We start from the raw sequence: 26,901 nt of genomic DNA, 5'->3' as shown, positions 1-26,901 counted from the left end.
GCGCGGGGGTCGCAGGAGGCACCGTGCTCACCGCGTTCGCCCGGGCGTTCAAGACGCCCGACCTGCGCAAGAAGCTGCTCTTCACGCTCGCCATCATCGTGCTGTTCCGGCTCGGGTCCCACATCCCGGTCCCCGGCGTGAGCTACAAGAACGTTCAGATCTGTGTCGACCAGGCAGGCAACAGCAACGGGCTGTTCGGTCTGGTCAACATGTTCAGCGGCGGTGCGCTGCTGCAGATCACGATCTTCGCGCTCGGCATCATGCCGTACATCACGGCGAGCATCATCCTGCAGCTGCTGACCGTGGTCATCCCGAAGCTGGAGAACCTCAAAAAAGAGGGACAGTCCGGCACGGCGAAGATCACTCAGTACACGCGCTATCTGACGGTTGCGCTCGCGATCCTCCAGGGCACCGGCCTCGTGGCCACCGCCCGGACGGGTGCCCTCTTCACGGGGTGCCCCGTCGCGAGCCAGATCGTCCCGGACCGCTCGATCTTCACCACGATCGTCATGGTGGTCACGATGACCGCCGGCACCTGCGTCGTCATGTGGCTCGGTGAGCTCGTCACCGACCGCGGCATCGGCAACGGCATGTCGATCCTCATGTTCATCTCGATCGCCGCCGGCTTCATCGGCGCCCTCTGGCAGATCAAGCTCCAGGGCAAGATCGCCGACGGCTGGGTCGAGTTCGGTGTCGTGATCCTGGTCGGCCTCGCGATGGTCGCCCTGGTGGTCTTCGTCGAGCAGGCGCAGCGCCGGATTCCGGTCCAGTACGCCAAGCGCATGATCGGACGCCGGGCCTACGGCGGCACCTCGACCTACATCCCGCTCAAGGTGAACCAGGCCGGTGTCATCCCGGTCATCTTCGCCTCGTCGCTGCTGTACATCCCGGCGCTCATCGTCCAGTTCAGCGGGTCCACCGCCGGCTGGGCCACCTGGATCCAGAAGCACTTCGTCAAGGGCGACCACCCGTACTACATCGCGACCTACTTCCTCCTGATCGTCTTCTTCGCGTTCTTCTACGTGGCGATCTCGTTCAACCCCGAGGAAGTTGCAGACAACATGAAGAAGTATGGTGGGTTCATCCCGGGTATCCGCGCCGGTCGACCCACCGCCGAGTACCTGAGCTACGTACTCAACCGGATCACCTGGCCGGGGTCGCTGTACCTGGGTCTGATCGCTCTTGTGCCGACGATGGCGTTGGCCGGCTTCGGAGCGAACCAGAACTTCCCGTTCGGCGGGACGAGCATCCTGATCATCGTGGGTGTGGGTCTGGAAACCGTGAAGCAGATCGAGAGCCAGCTCCAGCAGCGTAATTACGAAGGGTTCCTCCGCTGATGCGAATCGTCCTCGTCGGACCGCCCGGTGCGGGCAAGGGAACGCAGGCCGCGTTCCTTGCCAAGAACCTGTCCATCCCGCACATCTCCACGGGCGACCTGTTCCGGGCCAACATCAGCCAGGGCACCGAGCTCGGCAAGCAGGCGAAGGCGTACATGGACGCCGGCAACCTGGTTCCCGACGAGGTCACCATCGCCATGGCGAAGGACCGCATGGAGCAGGAGGACGCCGCGGGCGGTTTCCTGCTGGACGGCTTCCCGCGCAACGTCTCGCAGGCCGAGGCGCTGGACGAGATGCTGAAGGACGCCGGGATGAAGCTCGACGCCGTGCTCGACCTGGAGGTCGAGGAGGACGAGGTCGTCAAGCGGATCGCCGGCCGGCGCGTCTGCCGCAACGACTCCGGGCACGTCTTCCACGTGACGTACGCGGCGCCGAAGACCGAGGGTGTCTGCGACACCTGCGGCGGCGAGCTGTACCAGCGCGGGGACGACTCCGAGGCGACGGTGCGCAACCGGCTGGAGGTCTACCACACGCAGACCGAGCCGATCATCGCCTACTACCAGGGCCAGGGCCTGCTGGTCACCATCCCCGCCCTGGGCGAGGTCGCGGACGTGACCCGGCGCGCGATGGAAGCCCTGAAGAAGTAGTACCCGGCAGTGCACATGCGGCCGCGATGTCCTCCGGGCATCGCGGCCGTACTGTTGAGACGTTCCGTTTCGAAGGTGGAAGGCTTTTTCCATGGTCCAGATCAAGACCCCCGAGCAGATCGCGAAGATGCGCGAGGCGGGGCTGGTCGTCGCCGCGATCCACGCGGCGACCCGTGAGGCGGCCGTGCCCGGCGCCACGACGCGGGACCTGGACATGGTGGCCCGCAAGGTCATCGACGACGCCGGCGCGAAGTCGAACTTCCTGGGCTACGGCGGCTTCCCCGCCACGATCTGCACCTCGGTGAACGAGGTCGTCGTGCACGGCATCCCGGACGACAAGACCGTCCTGAAGGACGGCGACATCATCTCGATCGACGCCGGTGCGATCATCGACGGCTGGCACGGCGACGCCGCGTACACCGCCTTCGTGGGCACCGGGCACGCCCCTGAGCTCCTGGAGCTCTCCCGGGTGACCGAGGAGTCCATGTGGGCCGGGATCGCCGCCATGAAGCTCGGCAACCGCCTCGTGGACATCTCGAAGGCGATCGAGACCTACATCAAGCGGCAGCCGCGGCCGACGACCGGTGAGCACAGCCTGGGCAAGTTCGGGATCATCGAGGACTACGGCGGTCACGGCATCGGCTCCGAGATGCACATGGACCCGCACCTGCTGAACTACGTCTCGCGCAAGCGGGGCAAGGGGATCAAGCTGGTCCCGGGCGTCTGCCTGGCGATCGAGCCCATGGTCTCGCTGGGCACGGCCCGGACCGAGGTGCTCGCGGACGACTGGACGGTCATCACGACGGACGGCACCTGGTCCTCGCACTGGGAGCACTCCATCGCGCTGACCGAGGCCGGGCCCATCGTCCTGACCAGCCCGGACTGCGGCAAGGCGAAGCTGGCGGAGTACGGGGTCACGACGGCTCCGGACCCCCTCGGTTAATGATCTAGACTCTGGGGCACACTTTCCGGATTCGTCTTTCTGGGTGCCCTGACGTAGACTGACTCGTCGGCTCTCGTGCACTTCCATGCCTGCATGGCGCGCGAGGTCGATCAAGGTAGCCGATTCGAAAGGCGAAGCGTGGCCAAGAAGCAAGGTGCCATCGAAATCGAGGGCACCGTGATCGAGTCCCTCCCGAACGCGATGTTCAAGGTGGAACTCCAGAACGGTCACAAGGTCCTCGCGCACATCAGCGGCAAGATGCGCATGCACTACATCCGCATCCTTCCTGATGACCGGGTTGTCGTGGAGCTCTCTCCGTACGACCTGACGCGTGGCCGGATCGTCTACCGATACAAGTAGATCTTGTCTTCACTCCCGTCTGGGCGTCTCGTCCCGACGCGGGTGGTGGCACTGACCCGGAGAACCTCACCCAATGAAGGTCAAGCCGAGCGTCAAGAAGATCTGCGACAAGTGCAAGGTGATCCGCCGTCACGGTCGGGTCATGGTCATCTGCGACAACCTGCGCCACAAGCAGCGCCAGGGCTGACGCACGCCGACCGACCTGCCTTCCGCAGTTCTTCGCGCGACGTAAGAAAAACGTACATACGCAGAACCCGCCCAGCCCCGTACGGGGCCGGCGGCACCTCCGGCGGGGGCCGGGGACCCGGGCGTACCACCACCCAACAGGTGTGGTCGGCGGTCGGGGTCGGTTCTGCTGAAGACCCCCGAACACACAGGAGCCATTGAATGGCACGCGTTTCCGGTGTTGACATCCCGCGCGAAAAGCGCGTGGAGATCGCACTCACCTACGTCTTCGGTGTCGGTCGCACCCGGTCCAAGGAAATCCTTGCGGCCACCGGTGTGAACCCGAACACCCGCGTTCGTGACCTGGCCGAAGAGGACCTGGTCAAGATCCGCGAGTACGTGGACGCCAACCTCCGCACCGAGGGTGACCTCCGCCGCGAGATCCAGGCCGACATCCGCCGCAAGGTCGAGATCCAGTGCTACCAGGGCATCCGGCACCGCCGCGGCCTCCCGGTGCACGGTCAGCGCACCAGCACGAACGCCCGTACCCGCAAGGGTCCGCGTCGCGCGATCGCCGGTAAGAAGAAGCCGGGCAAGAAGTAGTCCTGTTCAGCGGTCTTGCGCTGTAGGACCGACCACCTCCCGTAGGAGATTTAGATGCCCCCCAAGGGTCGTCAGGGCGCTGCCAAGAAGGTGCGCCGCAAGGAAAAGAAGAACGTCGCTCACGGGCACGCCCACATCAAGAGCACGTTCAACAACACCATCGTTTCGATCACCGACCCCTCGGGCAACGTGATCTCCTGGGCCTCCGCCGGCCACGTCGGCTTCAAGGGCTCGCGCAAGTCCACCCCCTTCGCCGCGCAGATGGCCGCCGAGTCGGCCGCCCGCCGCGCGCAGGAGCACGGCATGCGCAAGGTCGACGTCTTCGTCAAGGGTCCGGGCTCCGGCCGCGAGACCGCGATCCGCTCCCTGCAGGCCACGGGCCTGGAGGTCGGTTCGATCCAGGACGTCACCCCCACCCCGCACAACGGCTGCCGTCCGCCCAAGCGCCGCCGCGTCTGACGCAGCGGACGCACCTGTGCGTTCTTGAGTGTCCGGGCGGCACGAACCCCTCGCGGGGGACGTGCCGCCCGTACCCTTGCTGTATGCAGTGCCCGTCGGGCGTCAAATAGTGGGCGCCCACGAAAGAAGGAACACACATGCTTATCGCTCAGCGTCCCTCGCTGACCGAAGAGGTCGTCGACGAGTACCGCTCGCGGTTCGTGATCGAGCCGCTGGAGCCGGGCTTCGGCTACACCCTCGGCAACTCGCTGCGCCGCACGCTCCTGTCCTCGATCCCGGGTGCCGCCGTCACCAGCATCCGCGTGGACGGCGTCCTGCACGAGTTCACCACCGTGCCCGGTGTCAAGGAAGACGTCACCGACATCATCCTCAACATCAAGCAGCTGGTCGTCTCCTCGGAGCACGACGAGCCGGTCGTGATGTACCTGCGCAAGCAGGGTCCCGGCCTGGTCACCGCCGCCGACATCGCGCCCCCGGCCGGTGTCGAGGTGCACAACCCGGACCTGGTCCTCGCCACGCTCAACGGCAAGGGCAAGCTGGAGATGGAGCTGACCGTCGAGCGCGGTCGCGGCTACGTCTCGGCCGTCCAGAACAAGCAGCTGGGCCAGGAGATCGGCCGCATCCCGATCGACTCCATCTACAGCCCGGTCCTCAAGGTCACCTACAAGGTCGAGGCGACCCGAGTCGAGCAGCGCACCGACTTCGACAAGCTCATCGTCGACGTCGAGACCAAGCAGGCCATGCGCCCGCGCGACGCCATGGCGTCCGCCGGCAAGACCCTGGTCGAGCTGTTCGGTCTGGCCCGCGAGCTCAACATCGACGCCGAGGGCATCGACATGGGCCCGTCCCCGACGGACGCCGCGCTCGCCGCCGATCTGGCCCTGCCGATCGAGGAGCTGGAGCTCACGGTCCGCTCGTACAACTGCCTCAAGCGCGAGGGCATCCACTCCGTGGGCGAGCTCGTCGCCCGCTCCGAGGCCGACCTGCTCGACATCCGCAACTTCGGTGCGAAGTCGATCGACGAGGTCAAGGCGAAGCTGGCCGGCATGGGCCTGGCCCTCAAGGACAGCCCGCCCGGATTCGACCCGACCGCCGCCGCCGACGCCTTCGGCGCCGACGACGACGCGGACGCCGGTTTCGTCGAGACCGAGCAGTACTGATTTTCCCGCCGCCGGCGGACGGTGCCCTCGGGCCCCGTTCGTCGGCCGGGCTCGCTGTGAACTTTCCCGGGGCGTCCGCCCCGGGGGAACTGACACCGGTACCTGACACGGCCGGTGCAGATATGAAGGAGTAACACCATGCCGCGTCCCGCAAAGGGTGCCCGTCTGGGCGGCAGCGCCGCGCACGAGAAGCACCTCCTCGCGAACCTCGCGAAGAGCCTCTTCGAGCACGGCCGCATCACCACCACCGAGGCCAAGGCCCGCCGCCTGCGTCCCTACGCCGAGCGTCTGGTCACCAAGGCCAAGAAGGGCGACATCCACAACCGTCGCCTGGTGCTGCAGACGATCACGGACAAGAGCATCGTGCACACGCTCTTCACCGAGATCGCCCCGCGCTACGAGAACCGCCCCGGTGGTTACACGCGCATCACCAAGATCGGCAACCGTCGTGGCGACAACGCCCCGATGGCGGTCATCGAGCTGGTCGAGGCCCTGACGGTCGCCCAGCAGGCCACCGGTGAGGCCGAGGCCGCCACCAAGCGCGCCGCGAAGGACGCCGAGGCCGTGGCCGAGGCTCCCGCCGCCGAGGAGACCAAGGAGGCCTGATCCTCCGGGATCGCGCCTGCTTGAACGGCTCTGAACGGGCCCGCCCCTTCCGGGGCGGGCCCGTTTTCGTGTTTCTGAGAGGATCGCTCACGTGAGTGACGAGGTGAAGCCCGGTCACGTCCGGGTGCGGCTGGACCTGAGCTACGACGGCAGGGACTTCTCCGGCTGGGCGAAGCAGCGCGTGCTGCGCACCGTCCAGGGCGAGCTGGAGGCGGCCCTGCAGACCGTCATGCGGCTGCCCGACCCGGTCGAGCTGACCGTGGCGGGCCGGACGGACGCGGGCGTGCACGCCCGCGGCCAGGTCGCCCAGTTCGACGTGGCCGAGGAGGTGTGGGCCGAGCACCACGACAAGCTGCTGCGCCGCCTCGCGGGCCGGCTGCCGCACGACGTACGGGTCTGGAAGGCCGAGCGGGCACCCGCGGGCTTCAACGCCCGCTTCTCGGCCGTCTGGCGCCGCTACGCCTACCGGGTCGGCGACCACCGGGCCGGAGTGGACCCGCTGCGCCGCGGGCACGTGCTGTGGCACCAGTGGCCGCTGGACGTGGACGCCATGAACGAGGCCGCGGCTCCGCTGCTGGGGGAGCACGACTTCGCCGCGTACTGCAAGAAGCGCGAGGGCGCCACGACGATCCGCACCCTCCAGCAGCTGAGCTGGGAGCGGGACGCGGACGGCATCGTGACCGCGACCGTCCGCGCCGACGCCTTCTGCCACAACATGGTCCGCTCCCTCGTCGGCGCCCTGCTGCACGTCGGCGACGGCCACCGGCCCGTCGACTGGCCGGGCACGGTGCTGGCCGCGGCCGTACGGGACTCCTCGGTGCACGTGGTCAAGCCGCACGGCCTGACCCTGGAGGAGGTCGGCTATCCGGCCGACGAGCTGCTCGCCGCCCGCAGCAGGGAGGCGCGCAACGTGCGGACGCTGCCGGGCGCCGGCTGCTGCTAATCCGTTTGGGCCCGGGCGCCCCCGGCCTGGACAATGCGCGGCATGGGACATCTCGAAGCCAGCCACCTGGAGTACTACCTTCCCGACGGGCGGGTGCTCCTGTCGGACGCCTCCTTCCGGGTGGGGGAGGGGTCCGTGGTCGCCTTGGTGGGCGCGAACGGCGCCGGCAAGACCACACTGCTCAAGCTGATCTCCGGCGAGCTGCAGCCGCACGGCGGCGGGACGACGGTGACCGGCGGCCTCGGCGTGATGTCGCAGTTCGTGGGCTCCGTGCGGGACGAGACGACGGTGCGGGACCTGCTGGTGTCGGTGTCCCAGCCCCGGATCCGGGCGGCGGCGAAGGCCGTGGACCTGGCCGAGGAGCGGATCCTCACCGTCGACGACGAGGCCGCGCAGATGGCGTACGCGCAGGCGCTCAGCGACTGGGCGGACGTCCAGGGGTACGAGGCCGAGACGCTCTGGGACGTCTGCACCACGGCCGCGCTCGGCGTGCCGTACGACAGCGCGCAGTTCCGCGAGGTGCGCACGCTGTCGGGCGGCGAGCAGAAGCGGCTGGTCCTGGAGGCACTGCTGCGCGGCCCCGACGAGGTGCTGCTGCTCGACGAGCCGGACAACTACCTCGACGTGCCCGGCAAGCGCTGGCTGGAGGAGCAGCTGCGCACGACCCGCAAGACGGTGCTCTTCATCAGCCACGACCGGGAGCTCCTCGCCCGCTCCGCGCAGAAGATCGTCAGTGTCGAGCCGGGGCTCGACGGTTCGGACGTCTGGATGCACGGCGCCGGCTTCGACACCTTCCACGAGGCGCGCCGGGAGCGGTTCGCCCGCTTCGAGGAGCTCAAGCGCCGCTGGGAGGAGAAGCACGCCCAGCTGAAGAAGCTCGTGCTCAGCCTGCGCCAGGCGGCGTCGATCAGCCACGAGCTGTCCTCGCGGTACGCCGCGGCCCAGACCCGGCTGAAGAAGTTCGAGGAGGCCGGGCCGCCGCCGGAGCCGCCGCGCGAGCAGGACATCCGGATGCGCCTCAAGGGCGGCCGGACCGGCGTGCGGGCGCTCACGGTGGAGAACCTGGAGCTCACCGGGCTCATGAAGCCGTTCTCGCTGGAGGTCTTCTACGGCGAGCGGGTCGCGGTGCTGGGCTCGAACGGTTCGGGCAAGTCGCACTTCCTGCGGCTGCTGGCCGGCGAGGACGTGAAGCACACCGGGACGTGGAAGCTGGGCGCGCGGGTGGTTCCCGGCCACTTCGCGCAGACCCACGCCCACCCCGAGCTCTTCGGCCGGACCCTCGTGGACATCCTGTGGGCCCAGTGCGCCAAGGACCGGGGCGCGGCGATGTCGGTGCTGCGCCGCTACGAGCTGGAGCGCCAGGGCGACCAGCCGTTCGACAAGCTGTCGGGCGGCCAGCAGGCGCGCTTCCAGATCCTGCTGCTGGAGCTGGCGGGCACCACGGCCCTGCTGCTGGACGAGCCGACGGACAACCTGGACCTGGAATCGGCCGAGGCGCTGCAGGACGGCCTGGAGTCGTACGACGGGACTGTGCTGTGCGTCACGCACGACCGGTGGTTCGCGCGCACATTTGACCGTTACCTGGTCTTCGGTTCGGACGGTGTGGTGCGGGAGACTCAGGAGCCCGTCTGGGACGAACGTAGAGTCGAGCGCAAGCGCTAGGGGGACGACCGCCCCCCGCGCGGGAGTGAGGGGGAGGCGTCGTGGGGCTGCGCCCTGGCATCTGGCGGATAAGGCGGCAGCGGGGGGCCGCCGCGAGCGGGCCGGCCGGGGACCGGCTGGTCGGGTGGCTGCTGCGCCCCGCCGCGCGGCCCTGGCAGCTGTTGTCGCTCGCGGTGCTGCTGGGGATCGCGGTGTCCACGAGCCTGCGGGAGAACTGGGGCTCGGACAACGCCTTCGTGGTCAAGGCCGCGCAGACGCTGCTGGAGGGCGGCTCCCCGTACGAGGACAAGCGCTTCCTGTACCTGCCGAGCGCCGTGCTCATGGCCGTCCCGGAGGCGCTGCTGCCGCAGACCGCGCTGCGGTGGCTGCTGCCGGTGGGGATGTCGGGGCTGCTGGGGGCGGGCTGGCTGGCGGCGCTGCGGCTGTTCTCGGTGCCGCTGCGCTCGCGGTTCGCGGTCATCGGCTTCCCGGTGCTGGCCCTCGCCTACAAGCCGTACGTGAACCTCGTGCTGATCGGCAACTGGACCGCCATCTCGGCGGCGGCGCTGCCGGTGGCCCTGCTGCTGGCGCACCGCAGGCACTGGGGGGCGGCCGGGGTGGTGATCGGGCTGGCCATCGCGTGCAAGCCGATGCTGGTGCCGATCGGGCTGCTGTTCCTGCTGGCCCGGCGGTGGCGCGGGCTGGCCGCGGCGGTGCTGGTGCCGCTGCTGCTGTCGCTGGCCGGGGCGCTGCTGATGCCGAGTCCGTCGCTGTTCTTCACCAAGACCCTGCCGTTCCTGCTGAAGGGGCAGGACGCGTACGCGCTGCCGTGGGACGCCTCGCCGATCGCGGTGCTGCCGCGGCTGGGGGTGCCGGAGCCGGTGGCGGTGCTGGTGGCCTTCGCGGGCGCGGGGGTCGGGCTGTGGGCGGTGTGGGTGCGCTGGCGGCGGGCGGAGGAGGACGCGGACGGGGGCGAGCTGCGGCTGGTGGAGACGGCCTGCATGGTGATGCTCGCCGCATTCCTGGTGTCCCGGCCGTCCTTCGACCACTACCTGCTGGTGGTGGTGCCGCTGCTGCTGGCCTCGGGGGTGCGGCCCGGCTCGATGCCCCGCTCGCCCTGGTTCTGGGCGGCCCTGGTGCCGCAGCTGGCGGGGGTCCCGTGGCCCTCGGAGCTGGAGCGCAAGCGGCGGGCGTTCAAGGACTGTTTCGTGCTGTGCGGCCTGGCGATCGTGCTGGCGCGTCGTGCGCTGTGCTCCGGACGGGTTACTGTGGACCCCGTAACAACTGCGGGGTCCCCACCCAGGACCGAACCGGAGTGCGCCGCGAAGCCAGCACGATCGGCATCGCGGACCGCGTTTTGACCCGTACGGGTCTGCTTGGGTACTCTGCTGGTTTGTTATGCGTATTGGCTTGCTCATTCTCACGTGAAAGGGCCTTGCGCCGGTCCACCGGACCGATGACCAGCAGTTCACGCGGCTTGCGTCGCCGCTGTGAACGAGGGCTGTCGTGATCGTCCGTGGTGACCCTGTCAGGACCCGTCCCTCTGGGCTCATGCCCTGGGGATGACCCACCACTGAAGAAGCGAAGGCATACGCGTGCGTACGTTCAGCCCCAAGCCCGGCGACATCTCGCGCCAGTGGCTCGTCATCGACGCCCAGGACGTTGTCCTCGGCCGTCTGGCGACCCAGGCCGCTGCCCTCCTGCGTGGCAAGCACAAGCCGACCTACGCCCCGCACATGGACATGGGCGACTTCGTCATCATCGTCAACGCCGACAAGGTTCACCTGTCCGGCAACAAGGCGTCGCAGAAGATGGCCTACCGCCACTCCGGCTACCCGGGCGGTCTCCGCTCGGTGCGCTACGACGACCTCCTGGCGAACAACCCGGAGAAGGCCGTCGAGAAGGCCATCAAGGGCATGCTCCCCAAGAACACCCTGGGCCGTCAGATGCTCTCGAAGCTGAAGGTCTACTCGGGCGACCAGCACCCCCACGCTGCCCAGCAGCCGGTGCCGTTCGAGATCACCCAGGTCGCGCAGTAGTTCCGGCCACCCCCTAAGACGTAGAAAATTCTGAGGAGCATCGTGGCCGAGACCACCGCCGAGACGACCCCCGTCGACGAGTTCGAGGGCAACGTCGAGGAGTACACCAGCGAGTCCGAGGTCGTCGTCGAGGGCGACTACACCTCCGAGTCCCTTGCCGGCCGCTTCGGCGACCCCCAGCCGGCCGCCGGCCTGGGCCGTCGCAAGAACGCCATCGCCCGCGTCCGGATCGTCCCGGGCACCGGCAAGTGGAAGATCAACGGTCGCACCCTTGAGGACTACTTCCCCAACAAGGTGCACCAGCAGGAAGTCAACGAGCCGTTCAAGCTCCTTGAGCTCGACAACCGCTACGACATCATCGCCCGCATCTCGGGTGGCGGCGTCTCCGGCCAGGCCGGCGCCCTGCGCCTCGGCGTGGCCCGTGCGCTGAACGAGGCGGACGTGGACAACAACCGCCCGGCGCTGAAGAAGGCCGGCTTCCTCTCCCGCGACGACCGTGCGGTCGAGCGCAAGAAGGCCGGTCTCAAGAAGGCCCGTAAGGCTCCGCAGTACAGCAAGCGTTAATCTGCGCCTGCTGTTCTGCAACGAAACCGCCCCGGCAGCACTTTCTGTGCTGCCGGGGCGGTTCGTTTACCGCCACAAGCGGCAATACCTGGCACAAGCGGTCACAAAGCGAAGCAGAAACTCGGGAGGACAACAGTGGGACGACTCTTCGGGACGGACGGTGTACGCGGCGTCGCCAACGCGGATCTGACGGCTGAGCTGGCGCTCGGTCTCTCCGTGGCGGCAGCCCACGTACTGGCCGAGGCGGGTACCTTCGCGGGCCACCGGGCCACTGCCGTGGTCGGCCGTGACCCCCGGGCCTCCGGCGAATTCCTGGAGGCCGCCGTCGTGGCCGGCCTGGCGAGCGCGGGCGTGGACGTCCTGCGCGTCGGTGTGCTGCCCACCCCGGCGGTGGCGTATCTCACCGGTGCGCTGGGTGCCGACCTCGGCGTGATGCTCTCCGCCAGCCACAACGCGATGCCCGACAACGGGATCAAGTTCTTCGCGCGCGGCGGCCACAAGCTCGCCGACGAGCTGGAGGACCGGATCGAGTCGGTCTACGAGGAGCACCGCACCGGTGCTCCCTGGGACCGGCCCACCGGCTCGGGCGTCGGCCGGATCTCCGACTACACCGAGGGCTTCGACAAGTACGTCGCCCACCTCATCGGGGTCCTCCCGAACCGTCTCGACGGCCTGAAGATCGTCCTGGACGAGGCGCACGGCGCGGCCGCGTTCGTGTCGCCCGAGGCCTTCGCCCGGGCGGGTGCCGAGGTCGTCACGATCGGCGCCGAGCCGGACGGCCTCAACATCAACGAGGGCTGCGGCTCCACCCACCTGGGCCTGCTCAAGGCGGCCGTGATCGAACACGGCGCCGACTTCGGCATCGCGCACGACGGCGACGCCGACCGCTGCCTGGCCGTGGACGGAGCCGGCGAGGAGGTCGACGGCGACCAGATCCTCGCCGTCCTGGCCCTGGCCATGCGCGAGGCCGGGCAGCTGCGCGAGAACACCGTCGTCGGCACCGTGATGTCGAACCTCGGCTTCAAGCTGGCGATGGAGGCCGAGGGCATCCACGTCGTCCAGACCGGCGTCGGCGACCGCTACGTCCTGGAGTCGATGAAGCAGCACGGCTACGCGCTGGGCGGCGAGCAGTCCGGCCACGTGATCATCCTCGACCACGCGACGACCGGCGACGGCACCCTGACCGGCCTGCTGCTGGCCGCGCGCGTGGTGGCCACCGGCCGCCCGCTGGCCGAGCTGGCGGGGGTCATGCAGCGGCTGCCGCAGGTGCTGATCAACGTGCCCGACGTGGACAAGTCCCGGGTGACGACCTCCGGCGACCTCGCCGCGGCCGTCGTGGACGCGGAGCGCGAGCTCGGCTCCACCGGCCGCGTGCTGCTGCGCCCGTCCGGCACCGAGCCGCTGGTACGGGTCATGGTGGAGGCCGCCGACATCGAGCAGGCCCGTGCCGTGGCCGGCCGGCTGGCCGACGTCGTGAAGTCGGCCCTGGGCTAGGCCGCCCGGCCCCAGGCCGTCTCTTCGGGCTCGGCCGACAAGATCCGAAAGAGACGACCTAGCCCTTCCCCGCCGCACGTGGCGCGCCCGGCTCGCGGACCATCCGGTTCTGCTGGGTGCGCCACAGCAGTTTCTGGGCCAGGAGGGTGAGGGTGCCCGAGACCATGATCCCGGCGAGGTTCAGCAGCAGCTGCTCGACCGAGCCCCACATCTGGGCGTACTCCCCGTAGCCGAGGGCGACGGCGGCGTTGGCGGCGGCCGGGACGGTGGTCACCGAGATGGCCACGCCGACCAGGGCCCCCGACTTGGCCGAGGTCAGCGAGAGCACCCCGGCCACGCCGGCCAGCAGGGCCACGACGAAGGAGAACGAGTCCGGCTGCCAGATGAAGCTGGTGTTCGGGCGCGGGGTGTCGAGCATCTCGGGCCGGAACTGGCCGAGGGCGTCCATCACCAGGCTGAACGCCGTGGTGGCCAGCATCGCCACCGCGAAGCCCACCAGGAGGGCGGTCAGGCAGCGGCCCGCGAGTCGCGGCGCGCGCCGGACCAGGGCGGCGCAGACCCCGGCGAGCGGGCCGAACTCCGGGCCGACGGCCATCGCGCCGACGATCAGGACGGCGTTGTCGAGGACCACCCCGCAGGCCGCGATCATGGTGGCGATCGACAGGAACGCCAGGTAGGTGATCGAGAGGGTCGACTCCTCGTGGGTCGCCTCGGTCAGCTGCTCCCAGATCACGGCGTCCGCGGCCTCGCCCGGCGCCTCCTCCTCGGCCCGGTCGGCCCGTCGGGAGAGGGAGAGGTCGATGTCGTCGACCGCGATCGAGCCGAGCTCGTCCAGGCGTACCCGCCTCAGCTCGACGAGCAGCTCGTCCGCGGCCTCGCGGGCCACGTCGCAGAGCACCACGTCCCCGGCCGGGTCGCGGGCGGCGCCGGTGAACACGACCAGATGGGTGGTCCCGACCGTCCCGCGGACGAGCGAGACCACCGTCTCGGTGAGATCGGGCGGGGTGATCATCCGCAGATGCAGCATGCCCGCACCCTAGGCGGTCCACGGCCCGCACGGCCCCACGGCCGTAGAGCGGTCCCGCGGTCAGAGTTTGCGCAGGCTGAGTTTCTGCACCTTGTGGTCGGGGCCCTTGCGGACCACCAGGGTGGCGCGGCCGCGGGTGGGGGCGACGTTCTCCAGCAGGTTGGGCCGGTTGATCGTCCGCCACATCGTCTGCGCGTACTCCAGGGCCTCCTCCTCGGAGACCTGGGTGTACTTGCGGAAGTACGAGAAGGGGTTCTGGAAGGCCGTCTCGCGCAGCTTGCGGAAGCGTCCCAGGTACCAGCGCTCGATGTCCTCCGGGCGGGCGTCCACGTACACGCTGAAGTCGAAGTAGTCGGCGAGGCCCACCCGGGTGCGGCCGTCCTTGCCGGGCAGGGCCGGCTGGAGGACGTTGAGGCCCTCGACGATGAGGATGTCCGGGCGGCGCACGACCAGCTCCTCGCCCGGCACGATGTCGTAGATCAGGTGCGAGTAGACCGGGGCCCGGACCTCGTCCTTGCCGGCCTTGATGTCGGCGACGAAGCGGGTCAGGGCGCGGCGGTCGTAGGACTCGGGGAAGCCCTTGCGGGAGGTGAGCCCGCGGCGCTGGAGCTCCTTCATCGGGTACAGGAAGCCGTCGGTGGTGACCAGCTCCACGCGGGGGTGCTCGGGCCAGCGGGCGAGGAGGGCCTGGAGGAGGCGGGCCACGGTGGACTTGCCGACGGCGACGGAGCCGGCGACCCCTATGACGAAGGGGGTGCCCTGCTGGGCGCCGTGGCCGTTGCCCGCGTCGCCCAGGAAGGTGTTCAGGGTGCCGCGGAGGTTGCTGGTGGCGCCGACGTAGAGGTTGAGGAGGCGGGAGAGCGGCAGGTAGACGTCGCGGACCTCGTCGAGGTCGATGACGTCCCCCAGACCGCGCAGCCGCTCGACCTCGTCGGCGGTGAGCGGGAGCGGGGTGCGCTCGCGCAGGGCGCTCCACTCGGCGCGGGTGAGGTCGACGTACGGTGAGGCCTCGGGGGTCCGGCGATGGGCGGACCGCGGGGCGGACCCGTCCGGACCGGTGCGCTCCGTTGCGTCGTCCGGCGTGCTGCTTCGTGGCGGCGAAGTGATCACACCGCCATTGTCGGGGCTGGCGGGCGGTTGTGGGTGGTGGGGTCGGTCACGTGACGACGGCCCCGCGGCCGGCCCGGGTCGGGCCGATCGGCGCGCGGCCGGCGGGGCCCGGCCGACCCGGGCGCGCCGACGGCCCCGCCCGGGGCGTTCGACCGGGCGGGTTCTCGTCTCGTCCAGGTCCCGGGCAGGCGCCCCGCCACGGCGTAACCTGCCGCCTATGTGCGGAATTGTGGGTTACGTGGGAGCGCAGTCGGCGCTCGATGTGGTCATCGCCGGACTCAAGCGGCTGGAGTACCGCGGCTACGACTCGGCCGGGGTCGCCGTCCTCGCCGACGGCGGGCTGGCCGCCGTCAAGAAGGCCGGGAAACTGGTCAACCTGGAGAAGGAGCTGGTCGGGCGCCCGCTGCCGGCCGGCTCCACGGGACTGGGCCACACCCGGTGGGCGACCCACGGCGGGCCCACCGACGTCAACGCCCACCCGCACCTCGACAACGCGGGGCGCGTGGCCGTCGTCCACAACGGGATCATCGAGAACTTCGCCGCCCTGCGCGCCGAACTGGCCGAACGCGGCCACCGGCTGGAGTCCGAGACCGACACCGAGGTCGTCTCGCACCTGCTGGCGGAGGAGTTCCCGGCCGCCGGACACGACCTCCCCGAGGCGATGCGGCGCGTCTGCCGGCGGCTGGAGGGCGCCTTCACGCTGGTCGCCGTACACGCCGACGCCCCGGACGTGGTCGTCGGCGCCCGCCGGAACTCGCCCCTGGTGGTCGGCGTCGGAGAGGGCGAGAACTTCCTCGCCTCGGACGTCGCCGCGTTCATCGAGCACACCCGGTCCGCGATCGAACTGGGCCAGGACCAGGTGGTCGAGCTGCGCCGCGACGGGGTCACCGTCACCGACTTCCACGGCGCGCCCGCCGAGGTGCGGGCCTACCACGTGGACTGGGACGCGTCGGCGGCCGAGAAGGGCGGCTACGACTACTTCATGCTCAAGGAGATCGCCGAGCAGCCGAAGGCCGTCGCCGACACCCTGCTGGGCCGGATCGACGCGAACGGCTCGCTGACCCTGGACGAGGTGCGCATCCCCGCCGCGGTCCTGCGCGAGGTCGACAAGGTCGTCGTCGTGGCCTGCGGCACGGCTTACCACGCCGGCATGATCGCGAAGCTGGCCATCGAGCACTGGACCCGCATCCCCTGCGAGACGGAGCTGGCGAGCGAGTTCCGCTACCGCGACCCGATCCTGGACCAGCGGACGCTGGTGATCGCCATCTCCCAGTCCGGCGAGACCATGGACACCCTGATGGCCCTGCGGCACGCCCGCGAGCAGGGCGCCAAGGTGCTGGCCGTCTGCAACACCAACGGCTCGACGATCCCGCGCGAGTCCGACGCCGTGCTCTACACCCACGCCGGCCCCGAGGTGGCCGTCGCCTCCACCAAGGCCTTCCTCACCCAGCTCGTCGCCTGCTACCTCGTCGCGCTCTACCTCGGCCAGGTGCGCGGCACGAAGTGGGGCGACGAGGTCGACGTGGTGGTGCGGGAGCTGTCGGACATCGCCGCGGCGGTGGACACCGTGCTGGAGACCATGGAGCCGGTGCGCGAGCTCGCGCGCTCCCTCGCCCACAAGAACACGGTGCTGTTCCTGGGCCGGCACGTCGGCTACCCGGTGGCGCTGGAGGGCGCGCTCAAGTTGAAGGAGCTGGCGTACATGCACGCCGAGGGCTTCGCGGCCGGCGAGCTCAAGCACGGCCCGATCGCGCTGATCGAGCAGGACCTGCCGGTCGTGGTGGTCGTGCCCTCGCCGCGCGGCCGGTCGGTGCTGCACGGCAAGATCGTGTCGAACATCCAGGAGATCCGGGCGCGCGGGGCGCGCACCATCGTGATCGCCGAGGAGGGCGACGAGGCGGTCGTGCCCTACGCCGACCACCTGATCCGCATCCCCGCCACGCCCACGCTGCTCCAGCCGCTGGTGGCGACGGTGCCGTTGCAGGTGTTCGCCTGCGAGCTGGCGACCGCGCGCGGGAACGAGGTGGACCAGCCGCGTAACCTCGCCAAGTCGGTGACGGTGGAGTGACGCGGGAGTAGTGGGTTGTTGTGATCATCGGTGTGGGGATCGACGTCGCGGAGATCGAGCGGTTCGGCGCCGCCCTGGAGCGGACGCCCAACCTGGCCCGACGCCTCTTCGTCGAAGCGGAGCTGACCCTGCCGAGCGGCGAGCGGCGCGGGACCGCCTCGCTCGCCGCCCGGTTCGCGGCCAAGGAGGCCCTCGCCAAGGCGCTCGGCGCGCCCGGCGGCCTGCTGTGGACCGACGCCGAGGTGTGGGTCGAGGCCACCGGACAGCCGCGGCTGCGGGTCACCGGGACCGTCGAGGCGCGGGCACGGGAGCTGGGCGTGCGGTCCTGGCACCTCTCGCTCAGCCACGACGCCGGCGTCGCCTCCGCGGTGGTGATCGCCGAGGGTTAGCGGGCAGGCTGGTCCCATGCGTACTGCTTACAGCGTGGAGACCGTACGGGCCGCCGAGGGCGAGCTGATGGCCCGGCTGCCCGAGGGCGCCCTGATGCAGCGGGCGGCGGCCGGACTGGCCGCCGCCTGCGCGCGGCTGCTGATCCGGCGCCGCGGGCGCGTGTACGGGGCCCGGATCGTGCTGCTGGTGGGGCCCGGGGACAACGGCGGGGACGCGCTGTACGCCGGCGCGCGCCTGGCCCGGCGCGGCGCCGGGGTGACGGCCGTGCCGATGGACCCCGCACGGATGCACGCGGGCGGCCTGGCCGCGCTGCGGGCCGCCGGCGGCCGGGTGGAGGAGGCCGTGCCGGCCCGGGCGGACCTGGTGCTGGACGGGCTGCTGGGCATCGGCGGCAAGGGCGGGCTGCGGCCCGCGGCCGCCGCGCTGGCCGAGCGGCTCCCGCACGGGGCCCCGGTGGTCGCCGTGGACCTGCCGAGCGGGGTGGACGCGGACACCGGGGAGGTGGCGGGCCCCGCCGTCACCGCCGAGGTGACGGTGGCCTTCGGGGCGTACAAGCCCGGGCTGCTGATCGACCCCGGGGCCACGCTGGCGGGCGCGCTGCACCTGGTGGACATCGGGCTGTCCCTCGACGCCCCCGACGTCGAGGTCCTCCAGCACGCCGACGTGGCCCGGCTGCTGCCGGTGCCCGCGCCGTCGAGCGACAAGTACCGGCGGGGCGTGGTCGGCGTCGTCGCCGGGTCCGCGCAGTACCCGGGCGCCGCGGTGCTGGCCGTGGCCGGCGCCCTGCGGGGCGGGGCGGGCGCGGTGCGCTACGTGGGCCCGGCCGCGGCGGCCGACGCGGTGCTCGCCCGCTTCCCCGAGACGCTGATCGGGCGCGGCCGGGTGCAGGCGTGGGTGGTCGGCCCGGGGCTGGGGGACGGCCGCGCCGGGGAGGTCGCGGAGCTGCTGGCCCAGGACGTGCCCGTGCTGGTCGACGCGGACGGCCTGCGCGGCCTGGACGCGGGCGCGCTGCGGGACCGCTCCGCCCCCACCCTGCTCACCCCGCACGCGGGGGAGGCGGCGGCGCTGCTGGGCACCGACCGCCGGGCGGTGGAGTCGGGCCGGCTGGCGGCGGTGCGGCAACTGGCCGAGCTGTACGGGGCCGCGGCGCTGCTGAAGGGCTCCACCACGCTCGTCGCCGCCGGCGGGGGCCCCGTACGGGTCAACCCGACCGGCACCGGATGGCTGGCCACCGCCGGCAGCGGGGACGTGCTGTCCGGGCTGGCCGGGGCGCTGCTGGCGGCCGGGCTGTCGGCGGCGGACGCCGGGGCGGTGGGCGCGTACCTGCACGGCCTGGCCGGGCGCCGGGCCGCCTCCGGGGCCCCGATGACGGCCCAGGAGATCGCGCAGGCCCTCCCGGAGGCCTGGCGGGACGTCCGCCGCGGCTGACCGCGCACCGGGGCGCGGCGGTCCCGGCGGCGAGGCTTTCGGCTGCGTAACCGGGGTCTGAGAGACTGTGGGCGATGAACGAGACACCGATGCGCGTGTACGCCGAGATCGACCTCGACGCCGTACGGGGCAACGTGCGCGCCCTGCGCGAGCGGGCCCCCCGGGCCGAGTTGATGGCCGTGGTCAAGGCGAACGCCTACGGGCACGGCGCCCCACAGTGCGCCCGCGCCGCCCGGCAGGCGGGCGCCGGCTGGATCGGCACCGCCACCCCCGAGGAGGCGCTCGCCCTGCGCGCCGCCGGGATCGAGGGGCGGATCATGTGCTGGCTGTGGACCCCCGGCGGGCCCTGGCGCCAAGCGGTCGAAGCCGACGTCGACGTGTCCGTCAGCGGGATGTGGGCCCTGGCCGAGGTGCGCGCCGCGGCCCGTGCGGCCGGCCGTACCGCCCGCATCCAGCTCAAGGCCGACACCGGCCTGGGCCGCAACGGCTGCCAGCCCGCCGACTGGGAGGAACTGGTCGGCGCCGCCGTCGCCGCCCAGGCCGAGGGCACCGTCCGGGTCACCGGCGTCTGGTCGCACTTCGCCTGCGCCGACGAGCCCGGCCACCCCTCCATCCAGCTCCAGCTCGCCGCGTTCCGCGACATGCTCGCGTACGCCGAGAAGGAGGGCGTGGACCCCGAGGTCCGGCACATCGCGAACTCGCCCGCCACCCTGACCCTCCCCGAGTCCCACTTCGACCTGGTGCGCTGCGGGCTGGCCGTCTACGGGGTCTCGCCCGCTCCCGAGCTCGGCACCCCGGCCCAGCTCGGCCTGCGGCCCGCGATGACCCTCAAGGCCTCCCTCGCGCTGGTCAAGACGGTGCCCGCCGGGCACGGCGTCAGCTACGGCCACCACTACACCACCGACGCCGAGACCACCCTCGCCCTGGTCCCGGCCGGCTACGCCGACGGCATCCCGCGCCAGGCGTCCGGCCGCGGACCGGTGCTCGTCGGCGGCCGCATCCGGCATGCCGCCGGACGCGTCGCCATGGACCAGTTCGTCGTCGACCTGGGCGACGACACCGCACGCGCGGGCGACACGGCCGTCCTCTTCGGCGACGCGGAGCGCGGCGAGCCCACCGCCGAGGACTGGGCGCGGGCCGCGGACACGATCGCGTATGAGATCGTCACCCGTATCGGAGGACGCGTCCCCCGGGTGTACCTGGGCGGCTGAGGCGGAAACGAGGGCGGCGTGAGCGAGAACTGGCGCAAGGCCGGCTGGGCCGGCGCCGCCCTCGGCGTGCTGGCCGCGGGCGCCGCGGCCGGCGTGGCGGTCGAGCGGATCACGGTGGGGCGCGGCATGCGCATGAAGGCGCGCCTGGCCCTCGACGCCGCCGGCGACTACGGCTCCCTGCGCGGCACCGAGGGCACCTGCCGGGCCGAGGACGGCACCGAGCTGTACTACGAGACCGACGAACTGCCGGACGACGGGACCCCCGCACGGCGGCCGGGCCACGCGCCGGCGCCCCCGGCCACCGTCGTCTTCTGCCACGGGTACTGCCTCGGCCAGGACTCCTGGCACTTCCAGCGCGCCGCCCTGCGCGGAACCGTCCGCGCCGTCTACTGGGACCAGCGCAGCCACGGCCGCAGCGGGCGCGGCCGCGCCCAGGCGGACGGCGAACCGATCACCATCGAGCAGCTCGGCCGCGACCTGAAGGCCGTCCTCGACGCCACCGCCCCCGAGGGCCCGCTGATCCTCGTCGGCCATTCGATGGGCGGCATGACCGTCATGGGACTGGCCGACCAGTTCCCCGGCCTCGTCCGCGACCGCGTCGCGGGCGTGGTCCTCGTCGGCACGTCCAGCGGCCGCCTCGCCGAGGTGACGTACGGGCTGCCCTCGGCCGGGTTCGGCGCCGTCCGCCGGCTGCTGCCCGGGGTGCTCAAGGCGCTCGGCTCCCAGGTGGAGCTGGTCGAGAAGGGCCGCCGGGCCACCGCCGACCTGTTCGCCGGCATGATCAAGATGTACTCGTTCGGCTCCCGGGACGTCGATCCGGGCGTGGCGCGCTTCGCCGAGCGGCTCATCGAGGCCACCCCGATCGACGTGGTCGCCGAGTTCTACCCGGCCTTCCAGACGCACGACAAGACCACCGCGCTGCGCCGGTTCGCCGACGTCCCGGTGACGGTCATCGCCGGCGACCGGGACATGATCACCCCGCTGGCGCACAGCGAGGCCATCAAGGAAGCGCTGCCCGGCGCCGACCTCGTGGTCCTGGAATCCGCCGGCCACCTGATGATGCTGGAGCAGCCCGAGACGGTGACGCGCCTGATCACCGAACTGCTCGCGCGCACCGGCGTCGTGCCGGGCGCGCCAGCGGCTAACGTTGGCGGGCATGGAAGAAGTACCGCTGGAAGCGCCGCGCGACCCGGCGCCGGCACCTGAGGCCGGCGTCCGCGCCGAGACCCTGATCACCGTCGACTCCCCGGACGCGATGCGCGGGCTGGGCCGCAGGATCGCGGGGCTGCTGCGCCCCGGCGACCTCGTGCTGCTGACCGGCGAGCTGGGCGCCGGCAAGACCACCCTGACGCGCGGGCTCGGCGAGGGCCTGGACGTGCGCGGGGCGGTCACCTCGCCGACCTTCGTCATCGCCCGCGTCCACCCGCCGCTGGGCGGCGGGCCGGCGCTGGTGCACGTGGACGCGTACCGCCTGGGCGGCGGGCTGGACGAGATGGAGGACCTGGACCTCGACGTCTCGCTGCCCGAGTCCGTGGTCGTCGTGGAGTGGGGCGACGGCAAGGTCGAGGAGCTCTCCGACGACCGGCTGCACGTGGTGATCCGGCGGGCGGTCGGCCACGAGGAGGTCCTGGACGACGTACGGCAGGTCTCGGTCCGCGGCATCGGCGCGCGCTGGAGCGCCGGCGCGGGCCTGGAAGCCCTGGCCGGAGCGGCGTCGGAGTAGCACCCGGATCGCCCGGACCGGGCCGGGCGCCGGCGCCCGGCCCGTGCGAGGGCCCGGCGGACGGCGTTTCCGGGCCGGTCCGGCGACAACGTACCGACAACTCGTCGGCAAGATATTGCGTTGGTGGCGGCGCTCGTGATGACATGGTACCGAGAGTTTCTTAGGTATGCCTAAGTTCGGTTGAGTCCGACGTGCCAGGGTCCAGGAGGCAGCCATGCCGGCACCAGCAGGAGCACCGCGCGAACCCCGCCCGTCCGCCGTCCCGATGCGGGCGCTGCTCGCCGCCGGGCTGGCCGCCACGGCGGTCTCGACGCCGCCCGCGCGCCGGCCCGCGCCGGACGAGGAGGCACCGCGGGCCGCCGTACGCCGACAGGCCGCTCCGGAATCCGAAGCGGCCTGAGTAGCACGTCCGGGTGAAAGGGGACCGGACCGGCGCGGCGCCGGAACGCACGGGCGGGGACGGGTCGCGTCAGGGAACGACGACGATCTTCGAGCTGATCGTCGCGAACGCCCACATCGCGTCGCCGTCCGCGCGGGTCATGCGGATGCCGCCGGTCTTCTTCGACGGGTCCGGCTCCGGGGTCTGGCCGTCCGCGCGGGCACTGAAGCCCACCGCCACCCCGTCCGTGCTCGCGAACCGCACGACGTGCTCGATCGGCACCCCGTCCGAGCCCGTCACGGCGCCCGACCGCGAGCTGACCGGGTAGCTGCCCGGCTTCGGGTGCACCGTGCTCGGCACCACCGTGAACGACTTCACCGGCTGCGTCGCCTCGCCCACCAGCCACACCCGCTTCTGGCCCACCGAGTAGACGACCCGCACCCCGGTGCCGGAACCTTCCGGCACGGGCGCGGGCTTCGCCGGGTCCTGCTTGGCGGCGGGCGGGCTCGGAGCGGGGGTCGGCGGTGCGACCGCCCGGACCGGCGCCGCCGGCGCCGTCGCGGAGGCCTGGTAGCCGAGGAAGCCGACGGCAACGATTGCCGCGGCCGTGAGCCCGGCCACGATTCCCGAGCTGCTGCGTGCCACCTTGCTCCGCCTTTCCGCGCCCGACCCCCGGTGGGTCCTCGGTCGAAAGGTAGCAGCAGGTCCGCTCCGCGACCGGCCGCAAGGGGCCGGGGCCCCGGAGTCGTAGGCTGTTCGCGTGCTCTTGCTCGCTGTAGATACCGCCACGCCCGCCGTCACCGTCGCCCTGCACGACGGCGCGTCCGTCCTCGCCGAATCCCACCAGGTCGACGCCCGCCGCCACGGGGAGCTCCTGCTGCCCGCCGTGGACCGGGTCCTCGCCGGGGCCGGGCTCGCGCTCGACGCCGTCACCGGCATCGTCGTCGGCGTCGGACCCGGCCCCTACACCGGGCTGCGCGTCGGCCTGGTCACCGCCACCACCTTCGCCGCCGTCCTCGGCGTGCCGGTGCACGGCCTGTGCACCCTCGACGGACTCGCGTACGCCGCCGGGGCCGCCGGGATCGAGGGCCCCTTCGCCGTCGCCACCGACGCGCGCCGCAAGGAGGTCTACTGGGCCCGGTACGAGGACCCGCTCACGCGCGTCGGCGAACCGGCCGTGGACCGCCCCGCCGACATCGCCGCCCAGGTCGCCGGCCTGCCCGCCGTCGGCCAGGGCGCCCGCCTCTACCCCGAGGTCTTCCCGGACGCGCGCGACCCCGAGCACCAGTCGGCCGCCGCCCTCGCGGCCCTGGCCGCCCACCGGCTGGCCACCGGCGGCGCGTTCCTCCCGCCCACCCCCCTCTACCTGCGCCGGCCCGACGCGCAGGTCCCCAAGAACTACAAGGTGGTCACCCCGCAGTGACGGCCCCCGCCGACCCCGCAGCCCCGGGTGCCGTCCTGCGCGAGATGCGCTGGTGGGACATCGACCCCGTGCTGGAGCTGGAGCACGAGCTCTTCCCCGACGACGCCTGGTCCGCCGGCATGTTCTGGTCCGAGCTGGCCCACGCCCGCGGCCCGCACGCCACCCGCCGCTACCTCGTCGCCGAAGACGGGTCCGGCCGCCTGGTGGGCTACGCCGGGCTGGCCGCCGCCGGCGACCTGGCCGACGTACAGACCATCGCGGCCGCGCGCGACCAGTGGGGCACCGGGCTCGGCGCCCGGCTGCTGACCGAGCTGCTGCGCGCGGCCACCGCCTTCGAGTGCGCCGAGGTGCTGCTGGAGGTACGGGTGGACAACACCCGCGCCCAGAAGCTCTACGAGCGCTTCGGCTTCGAGCCCATCGGCTTCCGCCGCGGCTACTACCAGCCCGGCAACGTCGACGCGCTCGTCATGCGACTGACCGACCCCGCACAAGCGAGAACTGAGAGCAGTGAGAGCAATGGCTGACGAACCGCTCGTCCTCGGAATCGAGACCTCCTGCGACGAGACCGGCGTCGGCGTCGTCCGCGGCACCACCCTGCTCGCGGACGCCATCGCGTCGAGCGTCGACGAGCACGCCCGCTTCGGCGGCGTCGTCCCCGAGGTCGCCTCGCGCGCCCACCTGGAGGCGATGGTCCCGACCATCGAGCGCGCCCTCAAGGAGGCCGGGGTCAGCCCCCGCGACCTCGACGGCATCGCGGTGACCGCCGGCCCCGGGCTCGCCGGCGCCCTGCTCGTGGGCGTCTCGGCCGCCAAGGCGTACGCCTACGCCCTGGGCAAGCCGCTGTACGGCGTGAACCACCTCGCCTCGCACATCTGCGTCGACCAGCTGGAGCACGGGCCGCTGCCCGAGCCCACCATGGCCCTGCTGGTCTCCGGCGGCCACTCCTCGCTGCTGCTGGCCCCCGACATCACCTCCGACGTGCGGCCGCTCGGCGCGACCATCGACGACGCCGCCGGCGAGGCCTTCGACAAGATCGCGCGCGTGCTCCAGCTGGGCTTCCCGGGCGGACCGGTCATCGACCGCCTCGCGCGCGAGGGCGACCCGGGGGCCATCAACTTCCCGCGCGGGCTGACCGGGCCGCGCGACGCGGCGTACGACTTCTCCTTCTCCGGCCTCAAGACGGCCGTGGCCCGCTGGATCGAGGCGAAGCGGAAGGCCGGGGAGGAGGTGCCGGTGCGCGACGTGGCGGCGTCCTTCCAGGAGGCCGTCGTCGACGTGCTGACGCGCAAGGCGATCCGGGCCTGCAAGGACGAGGGCGTCGACCACCTGATGATCGGCGGCGGTGTGGCGGCCAACTCCCGGCTGCGCTCGCTCGCCCAGGAGCGGTGCGACGACGCGGGCATCGTGCTGCGGGTGCCGCGGCCGAAGCTGTGCACGGACAACGGCGCGATGGTGGCCGCGCTGGGCGCGGAGATGGTCAGGCGGAACCGGCCGGCCTCGGACTGGGACCTGTCGGCGGACTCCTCGCTGCCGGTCACCGACCCGCACGTGCCGGGCGCCGGGCACGGGGGCGACGCGCCCGGCCACGGCCACGGTCACTCCCACGACCACACGCACGCGCACGAGGCCGGCAAGGACAACCTGTACTCATGAGCACCGTCGCGCTGATGTGGGAGGCCCGCGCCGCGGACGGCCGGGGCAACGAACTGCTGGAGTGGGCCCGTGCGCAGGTACTGGCCCGCGAGCCGGTGCGCCGCGAGGTCTTCCGGGCGCCGCAGGACCGGGTGCTCGTCATCACCTGGTGGGAGGCGCCCGAGGGGGTGGCGGCCGACCTGCCCGAGATCCCCGAACCGGCGGCCGACCTGATCACGCGGGCGGTGCACCGCTGGCGGTTCGAGTCGGCCGGGGTGGACGGGGCCTGACGCCCGGCGCCCGCCCGCGCCCGGCCGGGCGCGAACCGGTCAGGCGGGACCCGGGGCGGCCGCGTCGGGGGCCGGGGCGGGGGAGCCGATCAGCATCGAGGGGGCGCCCGCGACCCGGGTCAGGAACACCGTCGCCGAGTTCGGCCCCTGCGGCTTGACCTTCCGGCGCAGCTCCTCCGGCTCGATCGCGGAGCCCCGTTTCTTCACCGTCAGGATGCCGACCCCGCGCTCGCGCAGCAGCGCCTTCAGTTTCTTCAGGCCGAAGGGCAGCACGTCCGTGATCTCGTACGCCGTCGCGTACGGGGTCGCGCGCAGTGCGTCGGCCGTGACGTAGGCGATGGTCGGGTCGATGAGCCGGCCGTCCAGCTGCGCGGCGACCTCGGCGACCAGGTGGGCGCGGATCACGGCGCCGTCCGGCTCGTACAGCCAGCGCCCCACCGGGCCCGCCGCGGGATCCGGCAGCGGGTCGGCGGTGTGCAGCGCGCGCGGCCCGGGCAGCAGGGTGGCGCGGACGGTCCCGGGCGCCGTCCCGAACCAGAGCACGGCCTCCTTCACGTCGCCCTGGTCGGAGATCCACTCGGCCTCGGCCTCGGCGGGCACCGCATCGTGCGGGATGCCGGGCGCGATCTTGATCGCTGCGTACCGGGCCGTACGGGCCGTCCGCACCGCCCAGGACAGCGGCGGCGAGTAGCCCTCGGGGTCGAAGACCCGCCCGCGCCCGCCCCGCCGGGCCGGGTCGACGAAGACGGCGTCGTACGCGGACACGTCCACGTCCGTGACGTCCGCCTCCCGCACCTCGATCAGGTCCGCCAGGCCCAGTGCCCGCGCGTTGGCCCGCGCGACGGCCACGGTCAGCGGATCGCGGTCCACCGCCAGCACCCGGATCCCGAGCCGCGCCAGGGCGAGGGCGTCCCCGCCGATGCCGCAGCACAGGTCGGCCACGCTGCGCACGCCCAGGGCGGCGAACCGCTCGGCGCGGTGGGCCGCAACGGAGGCGCGGGTGGCCATCTCGCCGCCGCCGGAGGTGAAGTACATCCGGAAGGCGTCCTGCGCGCCGAACTTCGCCACCGCCCGCTGCCGCAGCCGGGCCTGCCCGAGCGCGGCGGAGACCAGGGCGGCGGGGTGGTCGCGCCGCAGCCGGGTGGCCAGGGCCAGTTCCCGGGCGGGGTCGTGGTCGCGGAGCGCGTCGAGGAGGGCGGTGCCCTCGGGGGTGAGGAGGGCGGCGAAGTCTTCGGGGGTCACGGGGTCCATTGTCGGCG

At 72.1% G+C, this 26,901-nt stretch carries 30 protein-coding genes; 26 read left to right on the top strand and 4 right to left on the bottom strand.

Annotation, left to right across the window (positions count from 1 at the left end):
• Positions 1–23 precede the first annotated feature (23 nt).
• The 15 genes from secY to glmM all read left to right on the top strand — a co-directional run bounded on the left by secY (position 24) and on the right by glmM (position 12,961).
• Positions 24–1,337 (top strand): preprotein translocase subunit SecY, encoded by a 1,314-nt coding sequence (secY, locus tag CP968_RS13795; RefSeq protein ID WP_150518309.1) that lies wholly within the window; start codon positions 24–26, stop codon positions 1,335–1,337.
• A complete protein-coding gene (locus tag CP968_RS13790) occupies positions 1,337–1,984 on the top strand; it encodes an adenylate kinase (RefSeq protein ID WP_150518308.1) in 648 nt (215 codons plus the stop codon). The genes secY and CP968_RS13790 overlap by 1 nt, the downstream gene beginning before the upstream one ends.
• Before the next feature lie 91 nt (positions 1,985–2,075).
• Positions 2,076–2,927 carry a type I methionyl aminopeptidase gene (gene map / locus CP968_RS13785; protein ID WP_150518307.1) on the top strand — a complete coding sequence of 284 codons (852 nt, stop codon included), beginning with the start codon at positions 2,076–2,078 and terminating at the stop codon, positions 2,925–2,927.
• 138 nt (positions 2,928–3,065) lie between these two features.
• Entirely contained in the window at positions 3,066–3,287 is a 222-nt protein-coding gene (infA, locus tag CP968_RS13780; RefSeq protein WP_003956442.1) for a translation initiation factor IF-1, read from the top strand.
• Positions 3,288–3,360: 73 nt separating this feature from the next.
• Entirely contained in the window at positions 3,361–3,474 is a 114-nt protein-coding gene (gene rpmJ, locus CP968_RS13775) for a 50S ribosomal protein L36 (protein ID WP_003956441.1), read from the top strand.
• A 200-nt stretch (positions 3,475–3,674) separates the two neighbouring features.
• Entirely contained in the window at positions 3,675–4,055 is a 381-nt protein-coding gene (rpsM, locus tag CP968_RS13770) for a 30S ribosomal protein S13 (RefSeq protein WP_150518306.1), read from the top strand.
• Between the two features lie 54 nt (positions 4,056–4,109).
• Positions 4,110–4,514: a 30S ribosomal protein S11 gene (gene rpsK / locus CP968_RS13765; protein WP_003956432.1), complete on the top strand. Its 405-nt coding sequence runs from the start codon at positions 4,110–4,112 to the stop codon at positions 4,512–4,514.
• Positions 4,515–4,651: 137 nt separating this feature from the next.
• A complete protein-coding gene (locus CP968_RS13760; protein WP_008739666.1) occupies positions 4,652–5,674 on the top strand; it encodes a DNA-directed RNA polymerase subunit alpha in 1,023 nt (340 codons plus the stop codon).
• Between the two features lie 138 nt (positions 5,675–5,812).
• The gene (gene rplQ, locus CP968_RS13755) at positions 5,813–6,280 is read left to right on the top strand and encodes a 50S ribosomal protein L17 (protein ID WP_150518305.1); all 468 of its coding nucleotides are present in this window, start codon (positions 5,813–5,815) and stop codon (positions 6,278–6,280) included.
• A gap of 91 nt (positions 6,281–6,371) precedes the next feature.
• A complete protein-coding gene (gene truA, locus CP968_RS13750) occupies positions 6,372–7,223 on the top strand; it encodes a tRNA pseudouridine(38-40) synthase TruA (RefSeq protein WP_150518304.1) in 852 nt (283 codons plus the stop codon).
• 33 nt (positions 7,224–7,256) lie between these two features.
• Entirely contained in the window at positions 7,257–8,885 is a 1,629-nt protein-coding gene (locus CP968_RS13745; protein WP_150518303.1) for an ABC-F family ATP-binding cassette domain-containing protein, read from the top strand.
• A gap of 41 nt (positions 8,886–8,926) precedes the next feature.
• Entirely contained in the window at positions 8,927–10,225 is a 1,299-nt protein-coding gene (locus CP968_RS13740; protein ID WP_229886000.1) for a glycosyltransferase family 87 protein, read from the top strand.
• A gap of 234 nt (positions 10,226–10,459) precedes the next feature.
• A complete protein-coding gene (gene rplM / locus CP968_RS13735) occupies positions 10,460–10,903 on the top strand; it encodes a 50S ribosomal protein L13 (protein ID WP_008739660.1) in 444 nt (147 codons plus the stop codon).
• Between the two features lie 42 nt (positions 10,904–10,945).
• Positions 10,946–11,467 (top strand): 30S ribosomal protein S9, encoded by a 522-nt coding sequence (gene rpsI / locus CP968_RS13730; RefSeq protein ID WP_150518302.1) that lies wholly within the window; start codon positions 10,946–10,948, stop codon positions 11,465–11,467.
• Between the two features lie 135 nt (positions 11,468–11,602).
• Positions 11,603–12,961 carry a phosphoglucosamine mutase gene (gene glmM / locus CP968_RS13725; protein ID WP_150518301.1) on the top strand — a complete coding sequence of 453 codons (1,359 nt, stop codon included), beginning with the start codon at positions 11,603–11,605 and terminating at the stop codon, positions 12,959–12,961.
• A 58-nt stretch (positions 12,962–13,019) separates the two neighbouring features.
• Here glmM and CP968_RS13720 read toward each other — a convergent pair whose 3' ends face one another.
• Together CP968_RS13720 and coaA are read right to left on the bottom strand one after the other, a co-directional pair.
• Positions 13,020–13,988: a DUF389 domain-containing protein gene (locus tag CP968_RS13720; protein ID WP_150518300.1), complete on the bottom strand. Its 969-nt coding sequence runs from the start codon at positions 13,986–13,988 to the stop codon at positions 13,020–13,022.
• Between the two features lie 60 nt (positions 13,989–14,048).
• A complete protein-coding gene (gene coaA / locus CP968_RS13715; RefSeq protein ID WP_150518299.1) occupies positions 14,049–15,098 on the bottom strand; it encodes a type I pantothenate kinase in 1,050 nt (349 codons plus the stop codon).
• A 217-nt stretch (positions 15,099–15,315) separates the two neighbouring features.
• Here coaA and glmS point away from each other — a divergent pair, with 217 nt between their 5' ends.
• The 7 genes from glmS (at position 15,316) to CP968_RS13680 (ending at position 22,318) form a co-directional block, all read left to right on the top strand.
• Positions 15,316–17,166 (top strand): glutamine--fructose-6-phosphate transaminase (isomerizing), encoded by a 1,851-nt coding sequence (glmS, locus tag CP968_RS13710; RefSeq protein ID WP_150518298.1) that lies wholly within the window; start codon positions 15,316–15,318, stop codon positions 17,164–17,166.
• A 20-nt stretch (positions 17,167–17,186) separates the two neighbouring features.
• Positions 17,187–17,555: a holo-ACP synthase gene (locus CP968_RS13705; protein ID WP_150518297.1), complete on the top strand. Its 369-nt coding sequence runs from the start codon at positions 17,187–17,189 to the stop codon at positions 17,553–17,555.
• 16 nt (positions 17,556–17,571) lie between these two features.
• Complete coding sequence (locus CP968_RS13700; RefSeq protein WP_150518296.1) at positions 17,572–18,984, top strand: NAD(P)H-hydrate dehydratase; 1,413 nt, start codon at positions 17,572–17,574, stop codon at positions 18,982–18,984.
• 74 nt (positions 18,985–19,058) lie between these two features.
• Entirely contained in the window at positions 19,059–20,195 is a 1,137-nt protein-coding gene (gene alr, locus CP968_RS13695) for an alanine racemase (protein WP_150518295.1), read from the top strand.
• Between the two features lie 18 nt (positions 20,196–20,213).
• Complete coding sequence (locus CP968_RS13690; RefSeq protein ID WP_150518294.1) at positions 20,214–21,401, top strand: alpha/beta fold hydrolase; 1,188 nt, start codon at positions 20,214–20,216, stop codon at positions 21,399–21,401.
• Positions 21,352–21,918 carry a tRNA (adenosine(37)-N6)-threonylcarbamoyltransferase complex ATPase subunit type 1 TsaE gene (tsaE, locus tag CP968_RS13685; protein WP_327168631.1) on the top strand — a complete coding sequence of 189 codons (567 nt, stop codon included), beginning with the start codon at positions 21,352–21,354 and terminating at the stop codon, positions 21,916–21,918. The genes CP968_RS13690 and tsaE overlap by 50 nt, the downstream gene beginning before the upstream one ends.
• 214 nt (positions 21,919–22,132) lie before the next feature.
• Positions 22,133–22,318, top strand: a complete 186-nt coding sequence (locus CP968_RS13680; protein WP_150518293.1) for a hypothetical protein — start codon at positions 22,133–22,135, stop codon at positions 22,316–22,318.
• Positions 22,319–22,387: 69 nt separating this feature from the next.
• Here the strand turns inward: CP968_RS13680 and CP968_RS13675 are convergent, their stop codons facing one another.
• Positions 22,388–22,942, bottom strand: a complete 555-nt coding sequence (locus CP968_RS13675) for a hypothetical protein (RefSeq protein ID WP_150518292.1) — start codon at positions 22,940–22,942, stop codon at positions 22,388–22,390.
• A gap of 115 nt (positions 22,943–23,057) precedes the next feature.
• Between CP968_RS13675 and tsaB the strand changes: the two genes are divergently transcribed.
• The 4 genes from tsaB to CP968_RS13655 are packed head-to-tail and all read left to right on the top strand — an operon-like array spanning position 23,058 to position 25,642.
• Positions 23,058–23,720: a tRNA (adenosine(37)-N6)-threonylcarbamoyltransferase complex dimerization subunit type 1 TsaB gene (gene tsaB / locus CP968_RS13670; protein ID WP_150518291.1), complete on the top strand. Its 663-nt coding sequence runs from the start codon at positions 23,058–23,060 to the stop codon at positions 23,718–23,720.
• 44 nt (positions 23,721–23,764) lie between these two features.
• The gene (gene rimI / locus CP968_RS13665) at positions 23,765–24,244 is read left to right on the top strand and encodes a ribosomal protein S18-alanine N-acetyltransferase (protein WP_150521907.1); all 480 of its coding nucleotides are present in this window, start codon (positions 23,765–23,767) and stop codon (positions 24,242–24,244) included.
• Positions 24,237–25,373, top strand: coding sequence for a tRNA (adenosine(37)-N6)-threonylcarbamoyltransferase complex transferase subunit TsaD (gene tsaD / locus CP968_RS13660; protein WP_150518290.1), 1,137 nt, complete (start codon positions 24,237–24,239; stop codon positions 25,371–25,373). Before rimI ends, tsaD begins: the two co-directional genes overlap by 8 nt.
• Complete coding sequence (locus CP968_RS13655; RefSeq protein WP_150518289.1) at positions 25,370–25,642, top strand: hypothetical protein; 273 nt, start codon at positions 25,370–25,372, stop codon at positions 25,640–25,642. Before tsaD ends, CP968_RS13655 begins: the two co-directional genes overlap by 4 nt.
• Before the next feature lie 39 nt (positions 25,643–25,681).
• Here CP968_RS13655 and CP968_RS13650 read toward each other — a convergent pair whose 3' ends face one another.
• Complete coding sequence (locus CP968_RS13650) at positions 25,682–26,893, bottom strand: class I SAM-dependent methyltransferase (protein WP_150518288.1); 1,212 nt, start codon at positions 26,891–26,893, stop codon at positions 25,682–25,684.
• Between the last annotated feature and the right edge of the window lie 8 nt (positions 26,894–26,901).

Source organism: Streptomyces subrutilus, assembly GCF_008704535.1.
Classification (GTDB): domain Bacteria; phylum Actinomycetota; class Actinomycetes; order Streptomycetales; family Streptomycetaceae; genus Streptomyces; species Streptomyces subrutilus.
This window is presented reverse-complemented; position numbering and strand designations above follow the sequence as displayed.

Bases quoted from the DNA above. Each gene is read 5' to 3' on its own strand.
- CP968_RS13790 (WP_150518308.1), top strand. From the start codon at position 1,337: ATGCGAATCGTCCTCGTCGGACCGCCCGGTGCGGGCAAGGGAACGCAG.
- map (WP_150518307.1), top strand. From the start codon at position 2,076: ATGGTCCAGATCAAGACCCCCGAGCAGATCGCGAAGATGCGCGAGGCG.
- rpmJ (WP_003956441.1), top strand. From the start codon at position 3,361: ATGAAGGTCAAGCCGAGCGTCAAGAAGATCTGCGACAAGTGCAAGGTG.
- rpsM (WP_150518306.1), top strand. From the start codon at position 3,675: ATGGCACGCGTTTCCGGTGTTGACATCCCGCGCGAAAAGCGCGTGGAG.
- rpsK (WP_003956432.1), top strand. From the start codon at position 4,110: ATGCCCCCCAAGGGTCGTCAGGGCGCTGCCAAGAAGGTGCGCCGCAAG.
- CP968_RS13760 (WP_008739666.1), top strand. From the start codon at position 4,652: ATGCTTATCGCTCAGCGTCCCTCGCTGACCGAAGAGGTCGTCGACGAG.
- rplQ (WP_150518305.1), top strand. From the start codon at position 5,813: ATGCCGCGTCCCGCAAAGGGTGCCCGTCTGGGCGGCAGCGCCGCGCAC.
- CP968_RS13745 (WP_150518303.1), top strand. From the start codon at position 7,257: ATGCGCGGCATGGGACATCTCGAAGCCAGCCACCTGGAGTACTACCTT.
- CP968_RS13720 (WP_150518300.1), bottom strand. From the start codon at position 13,988: ATGCTGCATCTGCGGATGATCACCCCGCCCGATCTCACCGAGACGGTG.
- glmS (WP_150518298.1), top strand. From the start codon at position 15,316: ATGTGCGGAATTGTGGGTTACGTGGGAGCGCAGTCGGCGCTCGATGTG.
- CP968_RS13700 (WP_150518296.1), top strand. From the start codon at position 17,572: ATGCGTACTGCTTACAGCGTGGAGACCGTACGGGCCGCCGAGGGCGAG.
- alr (WP_150518295.1), top strand. From the start codon at position 19,059: ATGAACGAGACACCGATGCGCGTGTACGCCGAGATCGACCTCGACGCC.
- tsaE (WP_327168631.1), top strand. From the start codon at position 21,352: ATGGAAGAAGTACCGCTGGAAGCGCCGCGCGACCCGGCGCCGGCACCT.
- CP968_RS13680 (WP_150518293.1), top strand. From the start codon at position 22,133: ATGCCGGCACCAGCAGGAGCACCGCGCGAACCCCGCCCGTCCGCCGTC.
- rimI (WP_150521907.1), top strand. From the start codon at position 23,765: ATGCGCTGGTGGGACATCGACCCCGTGCTGGAGCTGGAGCACGAGCTC.
- tsaD (WP_150518290.1), top strand. From the start codon at position 24,237: ATGGCTGACGAACCGCTCGTCCTCGGAATCGAGACCTCCTGCGACGAG.
- CP968_RS13655 (WP_150518289.1), top strand. From the start codon at position 25,370: ATGAGCACCGTCGCGCTGATGTGGGAGGCCCGCGCCGCGGACGGCCGG.
- CP968_RS13650 (WP_150518288.1), bottom strand. From the start codon at position 26,893: ATGGACCCCGTGACCCCCGAAGACTTCGCCGCCCTCCTCACCCCCGAG.